Source organism: Variovorax paradoxus EPS, from assembly GCF_000184745.1.
In the GTDB taxonomy this organism is placed as follows: Bacteria; Pseudomonadota; Gammaproteobacteria; order Burkholderiales; family Burkholderiaceae_C; genus Variovorax; species Variovorax paradoxus_C.
The window spans coordinates 6,062,149-6,081,200 of the sequence record NC_014931.1 but is presented as its reverse complement, the minus strand read 5'-3'; the positions used below and the strand labels follow the sequence as shown (position 1 = coordinate 6,081,200).

Sequence of the window (19,052 nt, the reverse complement as noted above, 5' to 3'; positions counted from 1 at the left end):
GGAAGGCCGTCATGAGCATCCGATCACGTTCGATGATTTCCCTGGCTTGTCTTGCAATGGCCGGTTTTTCGATGCCGGCCCTGGCCGACGGCGTGCCGGGTGCTCGCCATGCCAAGTCCACTTCACATCGCGAGGCGTCCATGACAGCCGCGGCGCGCAAGCCGAACGACTCCGGCGTGACGCTGCGGTTCCGGCTCGATGCTGTACCGCAAGTGGGGCGCGGTACCCCCGTCGTGTTGGAGTTCGGTGGCGTGACCGACCCCGACGGCGCGACAGTGCGCTTCAGCGCCGACGCTGGCCTGAAGGTTTCGGGCAGCGACGCGCTGGCGCTGCCGATGGCCAGCCGCACGACCGCGACTGTCACTGTGGTGAGTGAACAGGAAGGGCTCGCCTACCTCAACGTCTTCATCACGCAAAAGGGCGCCATGAGCGCCATTTCAATCCCCATCCAGACCGGTGCGGCGGCGCCGGTCCTGAAGTCCTCCGGCGAACTGAAGTCCACGCCGGACGGGGAAAACATCATCACGATGCCTGCCAAATAGGCAGAAACGGGCGCAAAGGGGGCGGATTGCCCCCGAAAATCCCGCCCGCAACACCGCTTGCACGGTGCCCGCATCGCGGGCTATAATCGCTGGCTCTGCCCTTGGTGCGTCCGTAGGGGTGTAGTTCGAGCAGAGATTTATCAACCTCCTTCCGCAGGCCGGAAACCTTCAGGGATTCGGCCAAACGCTGTCGCCAATTGAAGTGGCAGCGGCGAAGGGAGCTTCCATTTTTGGAGAAAACAAATGAGTCTGAGCAACTCCCTCGGGTTGCTGGGCCGCAAGGTGGGGATGATGCGTCTCTTCACCGATGACGGGGACGCAGTTCCTGTCACGGTGGTGGATGTGTCCAACAACCGTGTGACCCAGATCAAGTCCCAAGAGACCGATGGCTACGTCGCCCTGCAGGTGACGTTCGGTTCGCGCAAAGCATCGCGCGTGACCAAGCCTGAAGCCGGCCACCTCGCCAAGGCGGGTGTCGAAGCTGGTGAAATCATCCAGGAATTCCGCGTTACCGCAGAAACCGCAGGTCAGCACAAGGCTGGCGGCGTGATCGCAGCGGGCAGCGTGTTTTCCGTGGGCCAGAAGGTGGACGTGCAAGGCACTTCCATCGGCAAGGGCTTCGCAGGCACGATCAAGCGCCACAACATGAGCTCGCAACGCGCGTCGCACGGTAACAGCCGTTCGCACAACGTTCCCGGCTCGATCGGCATGGCACAAGACCCCGGTCGCGTGTTCCCCGGCAAGCGCATGACGGGCCACCTCGGCGATGTGACCAAGACCACGCAAAACCTCGACGTGTTCCGCATCGACGAAGCGCGTCAACTGCTGCTCATCAAGGGCGCGATCCCGGGTTCGAAGGGTGGCTTTGTCACCGTGCGTCCCGCCATCAAGGCCAAGCCGCAAGCGGCTGAAGGAGCGAAGTAATGCAACTCGAACTCCTGAACGAACAAGGCCAGGCCGCGTCGAAGTACGACGCCCCCGAGACCGTGTTCGGCCGTGACTACAACGAAGACCTGGTTCACCAGATCGTCGTTGCGTTCCAGGCCAACGCCCGCCAAGGCACGCGCGCCCAGAAGGACCGCGAACAGGTCAAGCACTCGACCAAGAAGCCTTTCAAGCAAAAGGGAACGGGCCGCGCCCGTGCCGGTATGACGTCCTCGCCGCTGTGGCGTGGGGGTGGCCGGATTTTCCCGAACATGCCTGACGAAAACTTCTCGCAGAAGATCAACAAGAAGATGTACCGCGCCGGCATGGCCGCCATCTTCTCGCAGCTCGCTCGCGAAGGCCGTCTGGCCGTGGTGGATTCGCTGACCGTGGATTCGCCCAAGACGAAGCCGCTGGCAGCCCGTTTCAAGGCAATGAATCTCGAGTCCGTGCTCGTGATCGCCGAAGAAGTCGACGAAAACCTGTACCTTGCCTCGCGCAATCTGGTCAACATCCTCGTGGTCGAACCCCGTTACGCCGATCCGGTGTCGCTGGTTCACTACAAGAAGGTGCTGGTCACCAAGGGTGCCGTCGACAAGCTCAAGGAGATGTTCGCATGAGCCGCGTGAACCCTACCGCCGCTGAACGTACGTTCGAAGAAGGCCGCCTGATGGCGGTGCTGGTCGCCCCGATCGTGTCCGAAAAGGCCACGATGGTCGGCGAAAAGTCGAACGCTGTCACTTTCAAGGTGCTGCAAGACGCCACCAAGCCCGAGATCAAGGCCGCTGTCGAACTGATGTTCAAGGTCGAAGTCCAGGGCGTGTCGGTGCTCAACACCAAGGGCAAGACCAAGCGCTTTGGCAAGTCCATCGGCCGCCGCGACAACGTTCGCAAGGCCTATGTGACGCTCAAGCCGGGTCAAGAGCTCAACCTCGTCGGGGAAGGCGCTTAATCATGGCCGTCATCAAGATGAAACCCACTTCGCCGGGCCAACGCGGCGCGGTGAAGATTTCGCGTGACCACCTGTTCAAGGGTGCTCCTCACGCTCCCCTGCTGGAGCCCCAGTTCCAGAAGGCCGGCCGTAACAACAACGGCCACATCACGATCCGTCATCGTGGCGGCGGTGCCAAGCACCACTACCGCGTTGTCGACTTCGTGCGCAACAAGGACGGCATCCCGGCCAAGGTCGAACGCATCGAATACGACCCGAACCGCACCGCCCACATCGCTCTGGTCTGCTACGCCGACGGCGAGCGCCGCTACATCATCGCCCCGCGCGGTCTGGAAGCTGGTGCAACGCTGCTGTCGGGCGCCGAAGCCCCGATCCGCGCTGGCAACACCCTGCCGATCCGCAATATCCCGGTCGGCTCGACGATCCACTGCATCGAACTGCAACCCGGCAAGGGCGCGCAGATCGCGCGTTCGGCCGGTACGTCGGCCACGCTGCTGGCTCGCGAAGGCGTCTACGCCCAGGTCCGCATGCGTTCGGGTGAGGTGCGCCGCATCCACATCGAATGCCGCGCAACCATCGGCGAAGTGGCCAACGAAGAGCACAGCCTGCGCCAACTCGGCAAGGCCGGCGCGAAGCGTCACATGGGTATTCGCCCAACCGTTCGCGGTGTGGTGATGAACCCGGTCGACCACCCGCACGGTGGTGGCGAAGGCAAGACTGGCGAAGGCCGCCACCCTGTCGACCCATGGGGCAACCTGACCAAGGGCTATCGCACCCGTAACAACAAGCGCACGCAGGTCTTCATCGTGTCGCGTCGCAAGAAGTAAGGGGATAGCTCATGACTCGCTCTCTCAAAAAGGGTCCTTTCGTCGACCACCACCTGGTGGCCAAGGCCGACAAGGCCGTGACGACCAAGGACAAGAAGCCGATCAAGACCTGGTCGCGTCGTTCGATGGTTCTGCCCGAGTTCATCGGTCTGACCATCGCCGTGCACAACGGCAAGCAACACGTGCCTGTGTACATCACCGACCAGATGGTTGGCCACAAGCTCGGCGAATTTGCGCTCACGCGCACGTTCAAGGGGCACCCCGCGGACAAAAAAGTCCAGAAGAAGTAAGGAACGACCATGTCTGAAACACGTGCAGTCCTCCGCGGTGTCCGCCTGTCGGTCGACAAGGGCCGTCTGGTCGCGGACCTCATCCGCGGCAAGAAGGTCGATCAAGCGCTCAACGTTCTGCAGTTCACGCAGAAAAAGGCCGCTGTGATCATCAAGAAGGTGCTCGAGTCGGCAATCGCCAACGCCGAGCACAACGACGGTGCCGACATCGACGAGCTGAAGGTCAAGACCATCTACGTCGAGCAAGGTGCAACGCTCAAGCGCTTCACGGCGCGGGCCAAGGGTCGCGGCAATCGCATCAGCAAGCCCACGTGCCATGTGTACGTGACGGTCGGCAACTAAGAAGGCCTGGAAGAAATATGGGACAGAAAATCCACCCAACCGGGTTCCGCCTTGCGGTCACCCGTAACTGGTCCAGCCGCTGGTACGCAAGCGACCGCGATTTCGCGGGCATGCTGGCCGAAGACATCAAGGTTCGCGAATACCTGAAGAAGAAGCTGAAGAACGCTTCGGTCTCGCGCGTCATGATCGAACGTCCCGCCAAGAACGCACGCATCACGATCTACTCGGCACGTCCGGGCGTCGTGATCGGCAAGAAGGGCGAAGACATCGAGAACCTCAAGCGCGAACTGGGCAAGCAGCTCGGCGTGCCGGTGGCAGTGAACATCGAAGAAGTGCGCAAGCCCGAAATCGATGCCCAGCTGATCGCCGACAGCATCACGCAACAGCTCGAAAAGCGGATCATGTTCCGCCGTGCCATGAAGCGCGCCATGCAGAACGCCATGCGCCTGGGTGCCCTGGGCATCAAGATCATGTCGTCGGGCCGCCTGAACGGCATCGAAATCGCTCGTTGCGAGTGGTACCGCGAAGGTCGCGTGCCGCTTCACACCCTGCGCGCCGACATCGACTACGGCACCTCGGAAGCCAAGACCACCTACGGCGTCATCGGCGTCAAGGTCTGGGTCTACAAGGGCGACACGCTGGGTCGCAACGACCTGCCGGCCGTCGAAACGCCGCGTCCTGAAGAAGAACGTCGTCCGCGTGGTCCGCGCCGCGATGGCCGCCCTGGTGGCGACCGTCCGGGTTCGGACCGTCGTGGTCCCGGCCCCCGTGCCGGCGCCCGCGGCCCGATCGGTGGCAACACCGCACCGGCCGATGGCAGCGACAAGCCCGCCGAAGCAACCGGCGGTGCCGGTGCAGACTCGAAACCCGCCGTTAAGCGCGTCCGCAAAGCCGCGCCAGCTGCAGCAGCTGACGGTGCCAAGACCGAGTGATCGGTCTTAGAACTACGGAGTATTAAAAATGCTGCAACCTGCACGCAGAAAGTTCCGCAAGGAACAAAAGGGCCGCAACACCGGCATCGCAACCACGGGTAACTCGGTTGCGTTCGGTGACTTCGGTCTCAAATGCACCGACCGCGGCCGCCTCACGGCGCGCCAGATCGAAGCCGCTCGTCGCGCGATTTCGCGTCACGTGAAGCGCGGTGGCCGTATCTGGATCCGCGTGTTCCCGGACAAGCCAATCTCGACCAAGCCCGCCGAAGTTCGGATGGGTAACGGTAAGGGCAACCCCGAGTACTACGTCGCTGAAATCCAGCCTGGCAAGATCGTGTTCGAGATCGTCGGCGTGCCCGAAGAACTCGCCCGCGAAGCGTTCCGCCTGGCCGCCGCCAAGCTTCCGCTGCGCACGACGTTCGTCGCTCGCCAGCTCGGCGCCTGAGAGGAGAACATCCATGGCAACACGTAAGAAAAAAGAAACCGTGGCTCCGGCCAAGGTCACCAAGGCTGCAACCCTTCGCACGAAGGACGTCGCAGGCCTCGAAACCGAAATCAAGGACCTGCAGAAGGCCCACTTCGGTCTGCGCATGCAGAAAGCCACGCAACAGCTGTCGAACACCTCGACGCTGCGCGTGACGCGCCGCGACATCGCGCGCGCCAAGACCATTCTTGCGCAGAAGCAGCAAGAAAACCAAGCCGCCAAGTAAGGAGTGAACATGACGGAAGCTAAAAAATCCCTCAAGCGCACCTTGATCGGCAAGGTGGTCAGCGACAAGCGTGCCAAGACCGTGACTGTGCTGGTCGAGCGCCGTGTGAAGCACGAGCTCTACGGCAAGATCGTGGCCAAGACGAGCAAGTACCACGCCCATGACGAAAATGGCGAATACAAGCTCGGCGACACCATCGAGATCACGGAAAGCCGTCCGATCTCGAAGACCAAGAACTGGGTTGTGACCCGCTTGGTCGAGAAGGCCGTGCTGGTCTGATCTTCGAGTTCAACGACTCAACCGGAAACGGCCCACAATGTGGGCCGTTTTTCTTTTTCAGGAGCATTCAATGATCAAAGTCGGTGACACCCTTCCTTCGGCAACCCTGCAGGAATATTCCGAAGTCGAGGGCGAAGGCTGCAGCATCGGCCCGAACGCGGTGGACGTGGCCAAGGCTTCGGCCGGCAAGACCATCGCGCTGTTCGCACTGCCGGGCGCCTTCACGCCCACCTGCTCGGCCAAGCACGTGCCGGGCTACGTGCAGCACTTCGACGACTTCAAGGCCGCCGGCGTGGACGAGATCTGGTGCGTGAGCGTGAACGATGCCTTCGTGATGGGCGCTTGGGCGCGCGACCAGAAGACCGGCGCCAAGGTGCGCATGCTGGCGGACGGCAGTGCCGATTTCGCCAAGGCCACTGGTCTCACGCTCGACCTGACGGGCCGTGGCATGGGCCTGCGCAGCAATCGCTACTCGATGCTCGTGAAGGACGGCAAGGTCGCGACGCTCAACGTCGAGGCACCCGGCAAGTTCGAAGTCAGCGACGCCGACACGCTGCTGGCGCAAGCCCGCGGCTGATTGATCGGCCGATCGATCAGAGATCGGCCTTGAGGTAATGAGCCCCGGCGATGGGGTTGTGATAGTAGGGCGGCACTTCTTCGAAGCCCAGGTCTTCGTAGAGTGCCCGCGCCGATTCCATGTCGTCGAGCGTATCGAGCAGCACGCAGCCGTAGCCTGCGGCGCGTGCCGCGTCGAGGATCGCCTCGGCAAGCTGCCGGCCCAGGCCGAGTCCCCGAAAGCCGGGGCGCACGAACAGCCGCTTCATTTCCGCCGCGTTCGCATAGTCCGCGTTGTCGAGCGGGCGCAGGGCGCAGCAGCCTGCCACGTGCGCGAGCGAGCCATCGGCACGCCGCAGCATCGGGGCCTGCCGGCCGGCTTCTTCCTTGATGTTCGCCGGATCCACGAGTGCCAGCAGCAGCGTGCCGCGCGGTTCGGCGTATTCGCCCGGCAGGTCAGCCAGTTCGCTGTCGAAATCCTGGAAGTCCAGATCGATGTCCAGCGAGGCGGCATAGTCGCGAAAGATCGCGCGCGCGGCGTCGATCTCATAGGCTTCATCGGGCGTGAGGAGCACGACGATCGGCGTGTCCGCCAGCGGCAGGGGGCGCGAAACCGAAGAGCTCATACGCGCAGCGACGCCACCCAGTACGCCACGCCAGCGCACAGCGCGAACAGCACCAGCGCCAGCCCGCGCGAAGCCGCGTCGTCGCGGCTCCCGGCGACCTCACCGTTGGCGCGCGCTACGAGTTTGTCGCCCGACACCATCGGCCGCACCAGGCGATGCCGCCTGACCAGCACATAGAACAGCACGGCCAGCACATGCAGGCTGACGAGCGCGATCACGATCCACTTGCCCTGCGCCTTGTGCCAACCGGTGGCGAAGCTCACGACCGCACCCGAGACGAAGCGGGTGAGCGGCCCGGAGGCCGAAATCTCGTCGTCGGCCATGAGCCCGGTGGCGACCTGGAACGCCAGGATCGCCAGCACCGCGAACACCGACAGCGCGCCCAGCGGCGTGTGCCCGATCAGATGGTCCGGATGCGCCCGCCCGCGCAGGTAGTTGATGACCGACCCTGGCGCGTAGATGAACGCCGCGAAGCGCGACCAGCGCCCGCCCACGAAGCCCCAGAGCAACCGGAACAGCAGCAGCGCAAGCACTGTGTACCCGAGCCGAAAGTGCCATTCCATGATGCCGCTGAGGCCGGTTCCGATCAGGCCGATCACGGCGACGGCCAGTGCCCAGTGGAAAAGACGCGTCGGCAGATCCCAGACGCGCGTGGGGGCCACGGTGCTGGCGGTCGCCTGGAGGGCGGCCACGGAGGTATCGGTCATCGATGGGGGCGCGGTGGCGCGAGGCTGCGGAAGGCGGAGGTTAGCAAAGTCCGGGCAGATGGCTGCTTCGGGTTGTTGCTATGCCTCCGACATGGCCTGCCCCTACACTCGGCCGCAGCGCTGCGTTCGACGGCGTTGCCACCCCACACAAGGACCCACGATGACCCGACTTGCCTCGTTCGCCCTTGCAGCCGTCTGCGCTGCGATGTCCCTGCCCGCCGCCGCCCAGTTCGCCAAGCCCGAGGACGCCATCAAGTACCGCCAGAGCGCGCTGTTCGTGATGAGCCAGCATTTCGGCCGCCTGGGCGCCATGGCCAACGGCCGGGTTCCCTACGATGCAGCGGCTGCCGCCGCCAATGCCGAAGTCGTGGCCGACATGGCGAAGCTGCCCTGGGCGGGCTTCGGCGCCGGCACCGAGGGCGGCAAGGCCAAGCCTGAAGTCTGGAAGGAAGATGCCAAGTTCAAGGAACGCCAGCAGAAGCTGATCGAGGAAACCGGCAAGCTGGTCGTTGCCGCCAAGGCCGGCAACATTGACGCGCTCAAGGCCCAGTTCGGTCCGACCGGCGCGAGCTGCAAGGCTTGCCACGACAGCTTCCGCAACCAGTAAGAGCAGTTGCAAAAAACAAAAGGCGCTACCGGGTAGCGCCTTTTTTATGGGGGGACGAAGAAGCTTCAGGCCTCGGCAAGCAGCTTCTCGATGAGCTTGTGCAGCTCGGCGAAGTCGGGCTCGCCGACATAGCGCTTCACGATCTCGCCCTGCTTGTTGACCAGGTAAGTGGTCGGCGTGAGCTTCACATCGCCCCAGGCCTGCGCCACGCTGCCGGTGTTGTCGATCGCCACCTTGAACGGCAGCTTGCGGGTTTCGGCGAAGTTGACGACGTAGCTCGGCGGGTCGTAGCTCATGGCCACTGCCAGCGTGTCGTAGCCCTGCGACTTGTACTTGTCGTAGGTCGCGATCACCTTGGGCATCTCGCCGACGCAGGTCACGCAGCTCGTGGCCCAGAAGTTGACCAGGGTGACCTTGCCCTTCAGGTCGGCTGTGGTCTTCTGGCTGCCGTCCAGCAGCACGAAGGTGGAGGCCGGGGCTGCCGTGTTGCCGGAGCCGAGGTACACGCCCACGCCGACGGCCAATGCAAGAGCGACGGCGGCGGCAGCGATGTATTTTTTCATGGCGGCGACTGAGAGGAAGAGAGGGGCGGCGCGATTCTAGTTCCGCCTGTGCAGCCGTGCTGGCGAGGGCCCATCCGGCATCGCGTGGTTCGATAATCGCTCCCCCATGCCGTCATTCGTCCCCCGCCCCTGGCTTGCGCTGACTGCCGTCACAGCCGCCTTTATCGCCGCCTGCAGTCCCACCTTCAACTGGCGCGAGGTGCCGATCGCCGATGCCGGCCTGGTCGCGCTCCTGCCCTGCAAGCCCGATCGCGCGAACCGCGCGCTGCCCTTGGGCGCCGAGTCCGTGCAGGTCGACATGGCCGGCTGCGAAACCGGCGGCGCGACCTTCGCCATTGCCCACGCTTCCGCCGGCAGCCCGGAGCAGGCCGAGGCCTGGCTCAACGCCTGGCGCGCAGCCACGCGCAGCCAGTTGGGCGAGGCAAAGGTGGCGGAAGCTCCGGCGGCCCTGCAGCGCGCAACCGCGATGCCTGCACCCGCGCGGCTCGATGCGCAACCAGCCCGGCCGGGCGCCGCGCCCGTTCAGGTGCTTTGGTTCGCCCAATCGCAGAAGAACGGCACCGTGGCGCTTTACCAGGCGACCGTGCTCGGCAAGCCATCCGCGCCCGAGGCCTCGAAGACCTTCTTCGAGGGCCTGCGCCTTCCGTGAGCGGTGGCGCTGTCCGTTTTTTCGCGGGCTGATGCGTTATGTCTTATCTCTACTTTCCCTGGGCGCCCCCGCATAATCGACGCGTCGTCCCCTGAGCCGCATGAACAGCATCCTCATCATTGCCCACTCACCGTTCGCGCAGGCGCTGCGGCAGTGCGCGCTGCATGTGTTTCCCGACTGCGAGCAGGCCGTCGTCGCGCTCGACGTGCTGCCCAATGTGTCGCCCGAGGAAACGTTGGCCGCCGCCCGCATCACGCTCCAGCAGCAGCTGCATGCCCCGCGCTCGCAGGTGCTGGTGCTGGCCGATGTGTTCGGCGCCACGCCCTGCAACGTGGCGCAGAAGCTGGTGGACGGCGTCCAGTCGCGGCTGGTGGCGGGTGTCAACCTGCCGATGCTGCTGCGCGCCGTGACCTACCGCCACGAACCGCTCGACACGCTGGTGCAGCGCGCCATCGCGGGTGGCACCGCGGGTGTGATGCAGGTGGCGGTGGCGGCTCCCCAGAACCAGGCAAAAAGAAAGCACAGTGATCAAGAAATCCGTGACCATCAGCAATAAGCTGGGCCTGCACGCACGCGCATCGGCCAAGCTGACCAAACTCGCAGGCAGCTACCCCTGCGAAGTGTGGCTCTCGCGCGGCGACCGCCGCATCAATGCCAAGAGCATCATGGGCGTCATGATGCTGGCCGCCGGCCTCGGCTCCACCGTCGAGCTAGAGACCAACGGTCAGCAGGAAGAAGAAGCGATGAACGCCATCGTCCAGCTCATGGACGACAAGTTCGGCGAAGGCGAATGAAATGGCTTACCCCCAGGCTTTTTCACTTCGTGTAAACGCCAACCCCCTTCCAGGGGGAGATGCCAGTCGCCCGGCAAAGCCGGTTCGACGGCGTCCCCCGAATTCGCTTTCGCTTCGCGGTCGCGGCGGACGGGAGATCTGAAGCCATGACTTTCGCAGTCCACGGCCTCCCTGTCGCCCGTGGCATTGCCATCGGCCGCGCGGTGCTGGTGGTGTCCAGCCGCATCGACGTCGCCCACTACTTCATCAAGCCCGCGGAAATCGAGACCGAGATCGACCGCGTGCGCACCGCGCGCAACGCCGTCGCCGACGAGCTCGCCAAGCTGCAGACCAGCGTCGCGCAGATGGGCCCGAACGATGCGCCGCACGAGCTCGCCGCGCTACTCGAGGTGCACCAGATGCTGCTGCAAGACGAAGCCCTTACCGGCGGCGTCAAGCACTGGATCACCGACCGGCTCTACAACGCCGAATGGGCGCTGACCACGCAGCTGGAAATCATCGCGCGCCAGTTCGACGAGATGGAGGACGAGTACCTGCGCGAGCGCAAGGCCGACCTCGAGCAGGTGGTCGAGCGCCTCTTGCACCGCATGAAGGGCACGGCCGCAGTGCTCGCGCCGAGTCCGCCGCGCCGCAAGCGCGCCGCGACGCACGACGATGACGACGATCCCACCGCGGGCGACGGCATCGACGTGCCGCTGGTGCTGATCGCGCACGACCTCTCGCCGGCCGACATGCTCCAGTTCAAGAAGAGCGTGTTCGCGGGCTTCGTGACCGACGTGGGCGGGCGCACCTCGCACACCGCCATCGTCGCGCGCAGCATGGACATTCCGGCCATCGTCGGCGCGCGCACCGCGAGCCAGTTGGTGCGCCAGGACGACTGGGTCATCATCGACGGCGATGCCGGCGTGATGATCATCGACCCCTCGCCGATCATCCTGGCCGAGTACGGTTTCAAGCAGCGCCAGGGCGACCTCGAACGTGGCCGGCTCGCGCGGCTGCGCCACAAGCCCGCCGTCACGCTCGATGGCCAGCGCGTCGAACTTCTCGCCAACATCGAGATGCCCGAAGACACCGCGGGCGCCGTCAAGGCCGGTGCCGTGGGCGTGGGTCTTTTTCGCAGCGAGTTCCTCTTCATGGGCCGCGAATCGTCGGCGCGCCAGACGCGCCTGCCCGACGAGGAAGAGCAGTACCAGGCCTACAAGCGCGCGGTCGAGGGCATGCAGGGCATGCCGGTCACGATCCGCACCATCGACGTGGGCGCCGACAAGCAGCTGGAGAACAAGTCCGGCAGCAAGCAGGAGCACCTGAATCCCGCGCTCGGCCTGCGCGCCATTCGCTGGAGCCTGGCCGATCCTGCGATGTTTCTCACGCAGTTACGCGCGATCCTGCGTGCTGCGGCGCACGGCGAAATCCACCTGCTGATTCCGATGCTCGCGCACGCGAGCGAGATCCGCCAGACGCTCTCGCTGATCGACTTTGCACGCACCGAACTGAACAACCGCGGCGCCGTGCATGGCCCCGTGAAACTCGGCGCCATGATCGAAATCCCGGCCGCCGCGCTCACGCTCAAGACTTTTCTCAAGCACTTCGATTTCCTGTCGATCGGCACCAACGACCTGATCCAGTACACGCTGGCGATCGACCGTGCCGACGAGTCGGTCGCGCATCTCTACGACCCCGCGCACCCCGCGGTGCTGAAGCTGGTGGCCGACACCATTGCCGAGTGCCGCCGCCAGGGCAAGGGCGTGGCCGTGTGCGGCGAAATGGCGGGTGACGTGGCTTTCACCCGCTTGTTGCTCGGCTTGGGCCTGCGCAGCTTCTCGATGCACCCATCGCGCATCCTCGCCGTGAAGCAGGAGGTGCTGCGCGCGGACACCAGCAAGCTTGAGCCGTGGGCTCGCGGCGTGCTCGAGTCCGACGACCCCTCGGCTGCGCTCACGGGCTGACGCGCGTCGACAGATGGGGCCGCTCGCCGGCCCATTCGATCTTGAAGCGATGCGCACGGGCCGCGGCGTTGCGCCGTTGAATCCGAAAGCAATAGCGCCGCAATAAAACGAAACACGCCGAAACCGCGGCGAAAGGACTTGCCGCGCCTGCGCAAGCACGATCAGGGCTCCTCAACACCCCTGAAAGGTTTGCATCATGAAGTCCCTCTCCCTGACCCAGATCGTCACCGTCGGCTCGTTCGCCATGCTCGCTGCAGCCGGCGCCAAGGCCGAGAGCTACCAAGGTGTGCAGCCCGCCGTGTCGGCCATGAGCCGCGCTGAGGTCAGCGCCGAAGCCGTGCGCACCGCATCGGCACCCAACCAGAACATCGTGCGCGGCTCGCGCGGCCCCGAAACCGTGGCGGTCTCGACCGAGCGCGCCCGCGTCGTGGCCGAAGCCGTGCGCACCGCCGCGGCGCCCGACCAGAACGTGACCTCGGGTTCGCGCGTGAACAGCAAGGTCATCTCGACGATGCAGAACCCCGTCGACGCACGCGCCGAAGCCGTGCGCAACAACAGCAGCAAGCTCTGAATCGCGTTCGGCGCGCTGTTGCCTCGCTCGTCGCAATAAAACGAAACACGCCGAAACCGCGGTGAGAGGACTTCGGAGCGCGCCAATCGCACCATCGAGCTTCCTCTTCTTCCGACAACACAAGGACGTCTCATGAAACACTGGATCAAGCGCACTCTCTTCGGTTTCGCCGGCGCGGCGATGGTGGCTGGCAGCATCGCCGGCTGTGCGGGTCAACGCCACGGCTGGGGCGGCGACAGCGCCGAGTTCCGTACCAAGATGGTCGAGCGGGTTGGCAGCAAGCTTGAGCTCGACACCACGCAAAAGCAGAAGCTCACCGTGCTGGCCGAGAAGCTGCAGGCGCAGCGCGAAGCCTTGCGCGGCGCGGGTGGCGCGGGCGATCCGCGCTCGCAGTTCAAGGCGCTGTTCGCGGGCAACAAGCTCGACCAGGCGGGTGCCACGCGGCTCATCGACGAGAAGACCGCCGCAGTGCGGAGCGGCAGCCCCGAAATCATCGCCGCCGCTGCTGACTTCTTCGACAGCCTGAACGCCGCCCAGCAACAGAAGGTCCGTGATTTCATGGACCGCGGCGGCCGCCGCTGGAGCCATCGTGGCTGAACTTGACTCACCCCCAGGCTTCGCGCACTTCGTGTCGCTGCGCCAACCCCCTTCGAGGGGGCGACACCAGTGGCCCGGCGAAGCCGGTTCCACGGTGTCTCACGAACAGGCCGTCGAAGGCGGCGTGCGCACCCTGCTGCGGCTCGAAGGTGCGTTCGTGCTGGCCGCCGCGTTGGCTGCCTACACGCAGTTCGGCCTCGGCTGGGGCGTGTTCGCGCTCTGGCTGCTCGTGCCCGACCTGTCGCTGCTCGGCTACCTCGCGGGCCCGCGCGTGGGCGCGGCGTTCTACAACGCGGCGCACTCGTACGTCGGACCTGTCGCGCTGCTCGTGCTCGGTGTGCTCGCGGCAATGCCGTGGGCCGTGGCCGGCGCGCTGATCTGGTTCACCCACATCGGACTCGACCGCGCACTCGGCTACGGGCTGAAGTACGCCTCGGGCTTCGGCCTCACGCACTTGGGCCGCATCGGCCGTGCCGATCCATGGTGAAGATGCGCTCCAACAACGACACCCCCGAGGCGCCCGCCTGCGCCCGGGCAATTACGCCGAAGCCGGCTGTGACACTGCGATGCCGACCGGTCTGATGGCCAGCGAAGTCATTCGCCACATGTTTGCCAGGAGGCACAATCCCGCCATGCCGCGCATCCTGCTGATCGACGACGACGAACACCTCGCCGCGCCGCTGACCACCTACTTCGCACGCTTCGGCTGCACGCTCGAGAGCGCCGTGCGCCCGAGCGAAGGCCTCGCCAAGCTGCGCGCAGGCCAGTACGACGCGGCGATCCTCGATGTGATGCTGCCCGAGATGGACGGCTTTGCGCTGTGCCGCGAGATCCGCAAGGAGAGCGACATTCCCATCGTGATGCTCACCGCGCGCGGCGAGGTGACGGACCGCGTGGTCGGCCTCGAGCTCGGCGCCGACGACTACGTGCCCAAGCCCTTCGAGCCGCGCGAACTGGTGGCGCGTGTGCAGACCATCCTGCGGCGTCAGCGCAGCACGCCGGCGGTGGCGAACGGACATGGCAACAACGGCACGCAACTGCGCGTGTTCGACGGCCTCTCGATCGATCTTGACCGGCGCCAGGTGCTGCGCCAAGGTGAGCGCGTCGAGCTCACCGGCACCGAGTTCGAACTGCTTGCGCTGCTTGCCGCCGAGCCCGGCAAGGTCTTCAGCCGCGACGACATCCTCAACCGCCTGCGCGGTCACGAGGCCGAGCTCTACACCCGCGCGGTCGACATCGTGGTGAGCCGCCTGCGCAAGAAGCTGGAGCCACTGGACTGCATCAAGACGCTGCGCAACGCCGGCTACGCGCTGGCCGTCGCACGCAGCGAGCCTGCATGAGGTTCGGCGGACGGGATCACCGGGAAGCGTGGCGCGAGATGGCCTGCCGCCGCGCCGAAATGCGCAAGCAGTGGCACGCCCAGTGGCACGAAAAAGTGCAGGGCAAGCGCCGTTGGCGCCGGTCGCTGCGCATCCGCTTGGTGATGATGTTCGTGCTGCTCGCACTGGTGATGGCCGGCGTCTTCATGGGCGGCATGAAGAAGGCGTTTTCAACCGGCTGGGCCGAGGCTGCCAAGCCGATGCTGGTGGACTACGCCGACCGGCTCGTCGCCGAGATCGGCACGCCGCCCGACGTGATGCGCGCAGAGGCGCTGGTGGCCCGGCTGCCGATCACGATCCGCATCGTCGGCCCCACGGTCAACTGGGATTCCAACCCGGGCGGCGCGAGCAGCCCCGGCGGCTGGATGCACGATCGCGAAGACATGTTCGGCGGCGACAAGTGGTTCATCCGCCCGACGGCCGACGGCCACCGCGTGATCTTCGGCTGGGCGCCCAAGCTCTGGCAGCTCGCGCCGCGCGCGACCGGCTGGGCCACGCTGGGCTTGCTGCTGTCGTGCGTGCTGCTGGGCTATGCCTACGTGAGCCGGCTGCTGCGGCCGCTGATCGACATCCGCGAAGGCGCGCAGCGCTTCGGCCGCGGCGAGTTCACTGAACCGATTCCGGTGCGCCGCAACGACGACCTGGGCGACCTCGCGCAGCGCATCAACACCATGGCCGACGACATCCAGGCCATGCTCGATGCCAAGCGTGGACTGCTGCTGGCGTTGAGCCACGAGCTGCGTTCGCCGCTCACGCGCGCCCGGCTCAATGCCGAACTGCTGCCGGCCACGCCCGAGGGCCAGGCCGAGCGCGAGGCGCTGCTGCGCGACCTCAACGAAATGCGCGATCTGATCAGCGACCTGCTCGAAAGCGAGCGCCTCGCGAGTCCGCATGCGGCGCTGCAGCGAGAGCCGGTCGATCTCGCGGTGCTCGTGCGCCAGATCGTGGCCGAGATGCCCGGTGCCGAGAACGTGCACCTCGACCTGGCCGAAGGCCTGCCGCCGCATTCGATCGACCGCATGCGCCTCCGCCTCCTGGTGCGCAACCTGCTGGACAACGCCATGCGCTACAGCACCGAAGCGCCCCGGCCGCCGTGCGTGTCGCTGCGCGCGGTGGTGGATGGCCAGGTGCAGGGCGTCGAACTCGAGGTGCGCGACTTCGGCCCGGGTGTCGACGAGACGCAGCTCGAGCGGCTGACCGAGCCCTTCTATCGCACCGATGGGGCGCGGGCGCGAGCGACCGGCGGGGTCGGGCTGGGCATGTACCTGTGCCGGCTGGTCGCCGAGGCGCACGGCGGTTCGTTGACCGTGCGCAACGCGAATCCGGGCCTGCAGATCGTCGTGCGGATCTGAGTTTCTACCCGGTGTCGGCCCTGTCGCCTGCGCTACCAGCGGGCGCGATGGGCGCGGCTACGATGCGCCTCCAACCGCGTCCGGCCCGCCCGTCAATCAAGGAGACACCCATGAGCAGCTCACTCACCAACCACCAGGTCCGCCTCGCCAAACGCCCCGAAGGCACGGCCACCCGCGAGAACTGGAAGTTCACCACCGAGCCGGTCGGCGAGCCGGCCGAAGGCGGGGTGCTGGTCAAGACGCTGTCGCTGTCGCTCGACCCTGCGATGCGCGGCTGGCTCAACGACGCCAAGAGCTACATCGCGCCCGTGGCCATCGACGAGGTGATGCGCGCCGGCGGCGTCGGCCGGGTCATCGCCTCGAAGAACCCGCAGTTCACGGTGGGCGACACCGTGTACGGCACGCTGGGCGTGCAGGAATACATCCTGATCCCCGAAGACCAGATCAAGCGCAACGGGCTGGTCAAGCTCGACCTGAGCGTGGGCACGATCACGCAATGGCTCAACGTGCTGGGCATGCCGGGCATGACCGGCTACTTCGGCCTGATGGACGTGGGCCAGCCCAAAGCGGGCGAAACAGTCGTCATCTCCGGCGCGGCCGGAGCGGTCGGGCAGACGGTGGGGCAGCTCGCCAAGATCAAGGGCTGCCGCGTGGTCGGCATCGCCGGCGGTGCCGCCAAGTGCGACTGGGTGGTCAAGGAGCTGGGCTTCGATGCCTGCATCGACTACAAGGCCGGGCCCGGCGCGGTGCGCGAAGGCCTCAAGACACATTGCCCGAAGGGCGTGGACATCTACTTCGACAACGTCGGCGGGGAAATTCTCGATGCGGTGCTGGCTCGGCTCGCGCGCAAGGCCCGCGTGATCATCTGCGGCGCGATCAGCCAATACAACAACGCCAACAGCATGCCGGGCGCAGGTCCGAAAAATTATCTGAGCCTCTTGGTGAACCGGGCGCGGATGGAGGGCATCGTGGTGTTCGACTATGCCGATCGGTACCACATTGCTATCGCAGAGCTCGCCGGATACCTGAAAGATGGACGCATGAAGAGCAAGGAAGACGTCGTTTCGGGGATCGACACTTTCCCTGAAGCGCTCAACCGGCTGTTCAGTGGCGAGAATTTCGGAAAGCTGGTCTTGCAGGTCGCCGCTGAATAGTTTCAGACTGTTAACGTTCGTGTGTATGTCACGGATGATTCGATGGAACTGTTAACTACGGTGAACTGACGATAACAGTTGTTCATCTTGCGTCATCGGATAACTAGACTGCGGCCTGCCCTGCATAAGGCAGGTTGCAATTCAGTTATTTCATCTCCTCAGGGAACGCAAAATGCAAAAGTCTGTACTCGTCAAATTCGCATCGCTGGCCGTGGCCGGCGTGTTGTCGCAAGGCGCTTTCGCCGCCGATGGCACCATCAATTTCACCGGTGAAATCGTCGACGCACCTTGCTCGATCTCGCCCAACAGCCAGAACATGACCGTGCCGCTCGGCAAGGTTTCGCGCACTGCATTCGACGGCCCGACCGCCGGCACCGCGCTGGTCGGCAAGAAGGCAACCCCCGCCAAGTTCAAGATCGACCTGCTGGGCTGCGGCGCGACCGCAAAGGGCGCGACCGTGACCTTCTCGGGCACCGCCGACCTCGACGACGCCACCAACCTGCGTCTGGCCAATGCAGGCCAGGTCGGTGTGGGCGCGGCTTCGGGCGTGGCCATCGAACTCGGTGACTCCGCCGCGACCAAGATTCCGCTCGGTTCGCCGTCCGGCGTCTACACCCTGGGTCTGGGCGACAACTCGCTGAACTTCCAGGCCGCCTACGTGGCGACCAAGACGGCCGTGACGGTCGGCCCGGCCAACTCGGTCGCGCAGTTCACGGTTGCCTACAAGTAAGTAGCGTCTGCGGCATTGCCGCGGCCGGCCGGAGCGCATAGCCGCTTCAGGCTGGCCGGCAATGCCGCCCAAGCCTGCGCCGCGGCCGGACCTTCATGTCCCGCCGGCGCCGGCATCTCCTTCTTTTTTCCGATTTTTTCGTCGGTGCCCGATGCGCACTGGCGTGCCAGGGCGCGCGTGCTCCGTGCGGCTTGCCCGCGCCCAAGGACTTCTTTTTTATGTGCAACAACCATCGCTTCCGCTGGGCCTTCGCCATCCTGCTGATGCTGGGCCTCCAAGGGTTGGCCGGCGCGGGCGTGATGCTCGGCGGCACCCGCGTGATCTTGGGCGAGAGGGACCGCGAAGCCTCCATTCCGGTGAAGAACACCGGCACCTCGCCCTATGTGGTCCAGGCCTGGATCGACGCCGGCGAAGGCAAGAACAAAACACCCCTGCTCGTCACGCCGCCACTGTCGCGGCTGGACCCGGGCATGGAAAACATCCTGCGCATCATGCGTGTGCAGGGCGAGTTGCCAGCCGACCGTGAGTCGGTCTTCTGGCTCAACGTCAAGGAGATTCCCGAGAAGTCGAAGGAAGAGAACGTGCTCCAGATCGCGGTGCGCAGCCGCATCAAGCTGTTCTACCGGCCCTCGAAACTCGTGGGCAAGTCCGATGAATCGCGTGCCCAGCTCAAGTGGGCGGTGAGCGCCGGCACCGAGGGGCAGGGTGCCATGCTCAAGGTCGGCAATCCGACGGCCTATCACGTGACCTTCACTGCGCTGAACATCAACAGCGGCCAGCAACTTATCAATGCGGACATGGTTCCGCCGTTCGGCGAGATGACGTACCCGCTGACCGCTGTGAAGGCGCCGCAGGCCATCCAGGTCAACTTCACCACCCTCAACGACTACGGCGGCGAGACGCCCGAAGAACGCGTGCAGGTGCCCGCAGGTGCCGAGCCAGTCGCCGTGAAGGCCGAGTTGGTCCCGCAGCCCGCGCCTTCCGCCGACGGCGGCAAGCGCTGAGACGCCGGAGACACACCGCC

General features: G+C 65.3%; 28 protein-coding genes. 25 read left to right on the top strand and 3 right to left on the bottom strand.

Annotated features, from left to right (window positions below; translation table 11 throughout):
- The first annotated feature begins 11 nt into the window (after positions 1-11).
- From VARPA_RS27930 to VARPA_RS27875, 12 genes are all read left to right on the top strand, one after another.
- Positions 12-542 (top strand): hypothetical protein, encoded by a 531-nt coding sequence (locus tag VARPA_RS27930; RefSeq protein ID WP_041943080.1) that lies wholly within the window; start codon positions 12-14, stop codon positions 540-542.
- Between the two features lie 243 nt (positions 543-785).
- Positions 786-1,466 carry a 50S ribosomal protein L3 gene (gene rplC, locus VARPA_RS27925; RefSeq protein ID WP_013543943.1) on the top strand — a complete coding sequence of 227 codons (681 nt, stop codon included), beginning with the start codon at positions 786-788 and terminating at the stop codon, positions 1,464-1,466.
- Positions 1,466-2,086, top strand: a complete 621-nt coding sequence (rplD, locus tag VARPA_RS27920) for a 50S ribosomal protein L4 (protein WP_013543942.1) — start codon at positions 1,466-1,468, stop codon at positions 2,084-2,086. The genes rplC and rplD overlap by 1 nt, the downstream gene beginning before the upstream one ends.
- Positions 2,083-2,418, top strand: a complete 336-nt coding sequence (gene rplW / locus VARPA_RS27915; protein ID WP_007838129.1) for a 50S ribosomal protein L23 — start codon at positions 2,083-2,085, stop codon at positions 2,416-2,418. Before rplD ends, rplW begins: the two co-directional genes overlap by 4 nt.
- Before the next feature lie 2 nt (positions 2,419-2,420).
- Entirely contained in the window at positions 2,421-3,245 is an 825-nt protein-coding gene (rplB, locus tag VARPA_RS27910; RefSeq protein WP_013543941.1) for a 50S ribosomal protein L2, read from the top strand.
- A gap of 11 nt (positions 3,246-3,256) precedes the next feature.
- Positions 3,257-3,535 (top strand): 30S ribosomal protein S19, encoded by a 279-nt coding sequence (rpsS, locus tag VARPA_RS27905; RefSeq protein ID WP_007838132.1) that lies wholly within the window; start codon positions 3,257-3,259, stop codon positions 3,533-3,535.
- Positions 3,536-3,544: 9 nt separating this feature from the next.
- Positions 3,545-3,877: a 50S ribosomal protein L22 gene (rplV, locus tag VARPA_RS27900; RefSeq protein WP_007838134.1), complete on the top strand. Its 333-nt coding sequence runs from the start codon at positions 3,545-3,547 to the stop codon at positions 3,875-3,877.
- A gap of 17 nt (positions 3,878-3,894) precedes the next feature.
- A complete protein-coding gene (gene rpsC, locus VARPA_RS27895) occupies positions 3,895-4,809 on the top strand; it encodes a 30S ribosomal protein S3 (protein ID WP_013543940.1) in 915 nt (304 codons plus the stop codon).
- A 28-nt stretch (positions 4,810-4,837) separates the two neighbouring features.
- Entirely contained in the window at positions 4,838-5,254 is a 417-nt protein-coding gene (gene rplP / locus VARPA_RS27890) for a 50S ribosomal protein L16 (protein WP_007838137.1), read from the top strand.
- 13 nt (positions 5,255-5,267) lie between these two features.
- A complete protein-coding gene (gene rpmC / locus VARPA_RS27885) occupies positions 5,268-5,519 on the top strand; it encodes a 50S ribosomal protein L29 (RefSeq protein ID WP_013543939.1) in 252 nt (83 codons plus the stop codon).
- Positions 5,520-5,528: 9 nt separating this feature from the next.
- Positions 5,529-5,798 carry a 30S ribosomal protein S17 gene (gene rpsQ / locus VARPA_RS27880; protein WP_013543938.1) on the top strand — a complete coding sequence of 90 codons (270 nt, stop codon included), beginning with the start codon at positions 5,529-5,531 and terminating at the stop codon, positions 5,796-5,798.
- Positions 5,799-5,868: 70 nt separating this feature from the next.
- Positions 5,869-6,375 (top strand): peroxiredoxin, encoded by a 507-nt coding sequence (locus VARPA_RS27875; protein WP_013543937.1) that lies wholly within the window; start codon positions 5,869-5,871, stop codon positions 6,373-6,375.
- 16 nt (positions 6,376-6,391) lie between these two features.
- Here VARPA_RS27875 and VARPA_RS27870 read toward each other — a convergent pair whose 3' ends face one another.
- Positions 6,392-6,979 (bottom strand): GNAT family N-acetyltransferase, encoded by a 588-nt coding sequence (locus tag VARPA_RS27870; protein ID WP_013543936.1) that lies wholly within the window; start codon positions 6,977-6,979, stop codon positions 6,392-6,394.
- Positions 6,976-7,686, bottom strand: a complete 711-nt coding sequence (locus VARPA_RS27865; RefSeq protein ID WP_013543935.1) for a cytochrome b/b6 domain-containing protein — start codon at positions 7,684-7,686, stop codon at positions 6,976-6,978. Before VARPA_RS27865 ends, VARPA_RS27870 begins: the two co-directional genes overlap by 4 nt.
- 160 nt (positions 7,687-7,846) lie before the next feature.
- On the opposite strand from VARPA_RS27865, the gene VARPA_RS27860 reads away from it, so the two are divergent.
- A complete protein-coding gene (locus tag VARPA_RS27860) occupies positions 7,847-8,293 on the top strand; it encodes a c-type cytochrome (protein ID WP_013543934.1) in 447 nt (148 codons plus the stop codon).
- Between the two features lie 65 nt (positions 8,294-8,358).
- On the opposite strand, the gene VARPA_RS27855 is transcribed toward VARPA_RS27860, so the two are convergent.
- Positions 8,359-8,856, bottom strand: a complete 498-nt coding sequence (locus tag VARPA_RS27855) for a TlpA disulfide reductase family protein (protein WP_013543933.1) — start codon at positions 8,854-8,856, stop codon at positions 8,359-8,361.
- Between the two features lie 106 nt (positions 8,857-8,962).
- On the opposite strand from VARPA_RS27855, the gene VARPA_RS27850 reads away from it, so the two are divergent.
- The 12 genes from VARPA_RS27850 (at position 8,963) to VARPA_RS27795 (ending at position 19,032) form a co-directional block, all read left to right on the top strand.
- Positions 8,963-9,505, top strand: a complete 543-nt coding sequence (locus VARPA_RS27850) for a hypothetical protein (RefSeq protein ID WP_013543932.1) — start codon at positions 8,963-8,965, stop codon at positions 9,503-9,505.
- A gap of 100 nt (positions 9,506-9,605) precedes the next feature.
- Entirely contained in the window at positions 9,606-10,061 is a 456-nt protein-coding gene (locus VARPA_RS27845; protein WP_013543931.1) for a PTS sugar transporter subunit IIA, read from the top strand.
- Complete coding sequence (locus VARPA_RS27840) at positions 10,030-10,299, top strand: HPr family phosphocarrier protein (protein WP_013543930.1); 270 nt, start codon at positions 10,030-10,032, stop codon at positions 10,297-10,299. Before VARPA_RS27845 ends, VARPA_RS27840 begins: the two co-directional genes overlap by 32 nt.
- 146 nt (positions 10,300-10,445) lie before the next feature.
- Positions 10,446-12,245, top strand: coding sequence for a phosphoenolpyruvate--protein phosphotransferase (gene ptsP, locus VARPA_RS27835; protein ID WP_013543929.1), 1,800 nt, complete (start codon positions 10,446-10,448; stop codon positions 12,243-12,245).
- A gap of 196 nt (positions 12,246-12,441) precedes the next feature.
- Positions 12,442-12,816, top strand: coding sequence for a hypothetical protein (locus VARPA_RS27830; RefSeq protein ID WP_013543928.1), 375 nt, complete (start codon positions 12,442-12,444; stop codon positions 12,814-12,816).
- Positions 12,817-12,948: 132 nt separating this feature from the next.
- The gene (locus VARPA_RS27825; RefSeq protein WP_013543927.1) at positions 12,949-13,413 is read left to right on the top strand and encodes a Spy/CpxP family protein refolding chaperone; all 465 of its coding nucleotides are present in this window, start codon (positions 12,949-12,951) and stop codon (positions 13,411-13,413) included.
- A 94-nt stretch (positions 13,414-13,507) separates the two neighbouring features.
- Complete coding sequence (locus VARPA_RS27820; protein ID WP_234974876.1) at positions 13,508-13,900, top strand: DUF4260 domain-containing protein; 393 nt, start codon at positions 13,508-13,510, stop codon at positions 13,898-13,900.
- 145 nt (positions 13,901-14,045) lie between these two features.
- Positions 14,046-14,753: a response regulator transcription factor gene (locus VARPA_RS27815; RefSeq protein WP_041943078.1), complete on the top strand. Its 708-nt coding sequence runs from the start codon at positions 14,046-14,048 to the stop codon at positions 14,751-14,753.
- 38 nt (positions 14,754-14,791) lie between these two features.
- On the top strand, positions 14,792-16,144 hold the full coding sequence (locus VARPA_RS27810; RefSeq protein ID WP_144299166.1) for a HAMP domain-containing sensor histidine kinase: 1,353 nt from the start codon (positions 14,792-14,794) through the stop codon (positions 16,142-16,144).
- 110 nt (positions 16,145-16,254) lie between these two features.
- The gene (locus VARPA_RS27805; RefSeq protein WP_013543923.1) at positions 16,255-17,298 is read left to right on the top strand and encodes an NADP-dependent oxidoreductase; all 1,044 of its coding nucleotides are present in this window, start codon (positions 16,255-16,257) and stop codon (positions 17,296-17,298) included.
- A gap of 172 nt (positions 17,299-17,470) precedes the next feature.
- The gene (locus tag VARPA_RS27800) at positions 17,471-18,028 is read left to right on the top strand and encodes a fimbrial protein (protein ID WP_013543922.1); all 558 of its coding nucleotides are present in this window, start codon (positions 17,471-17,473) and stop codon (positions 18,026-18,028) included.
- A 218-nt stretch (positions 18,029-18,246) separates the two neighbouring features.
- Positions 18,247-19,032: a molecular chaperone gene (locus VARPA_RS27795; protein WP_013543921.1), complete on the top strand. Its 786-nt coding sequence runs from the start codon at positions 18,247-18,249 to the stop codon at positions 19,030-19,032.
- Positions 19,033-19,052 lie beyond the last annotated feature (20 nt).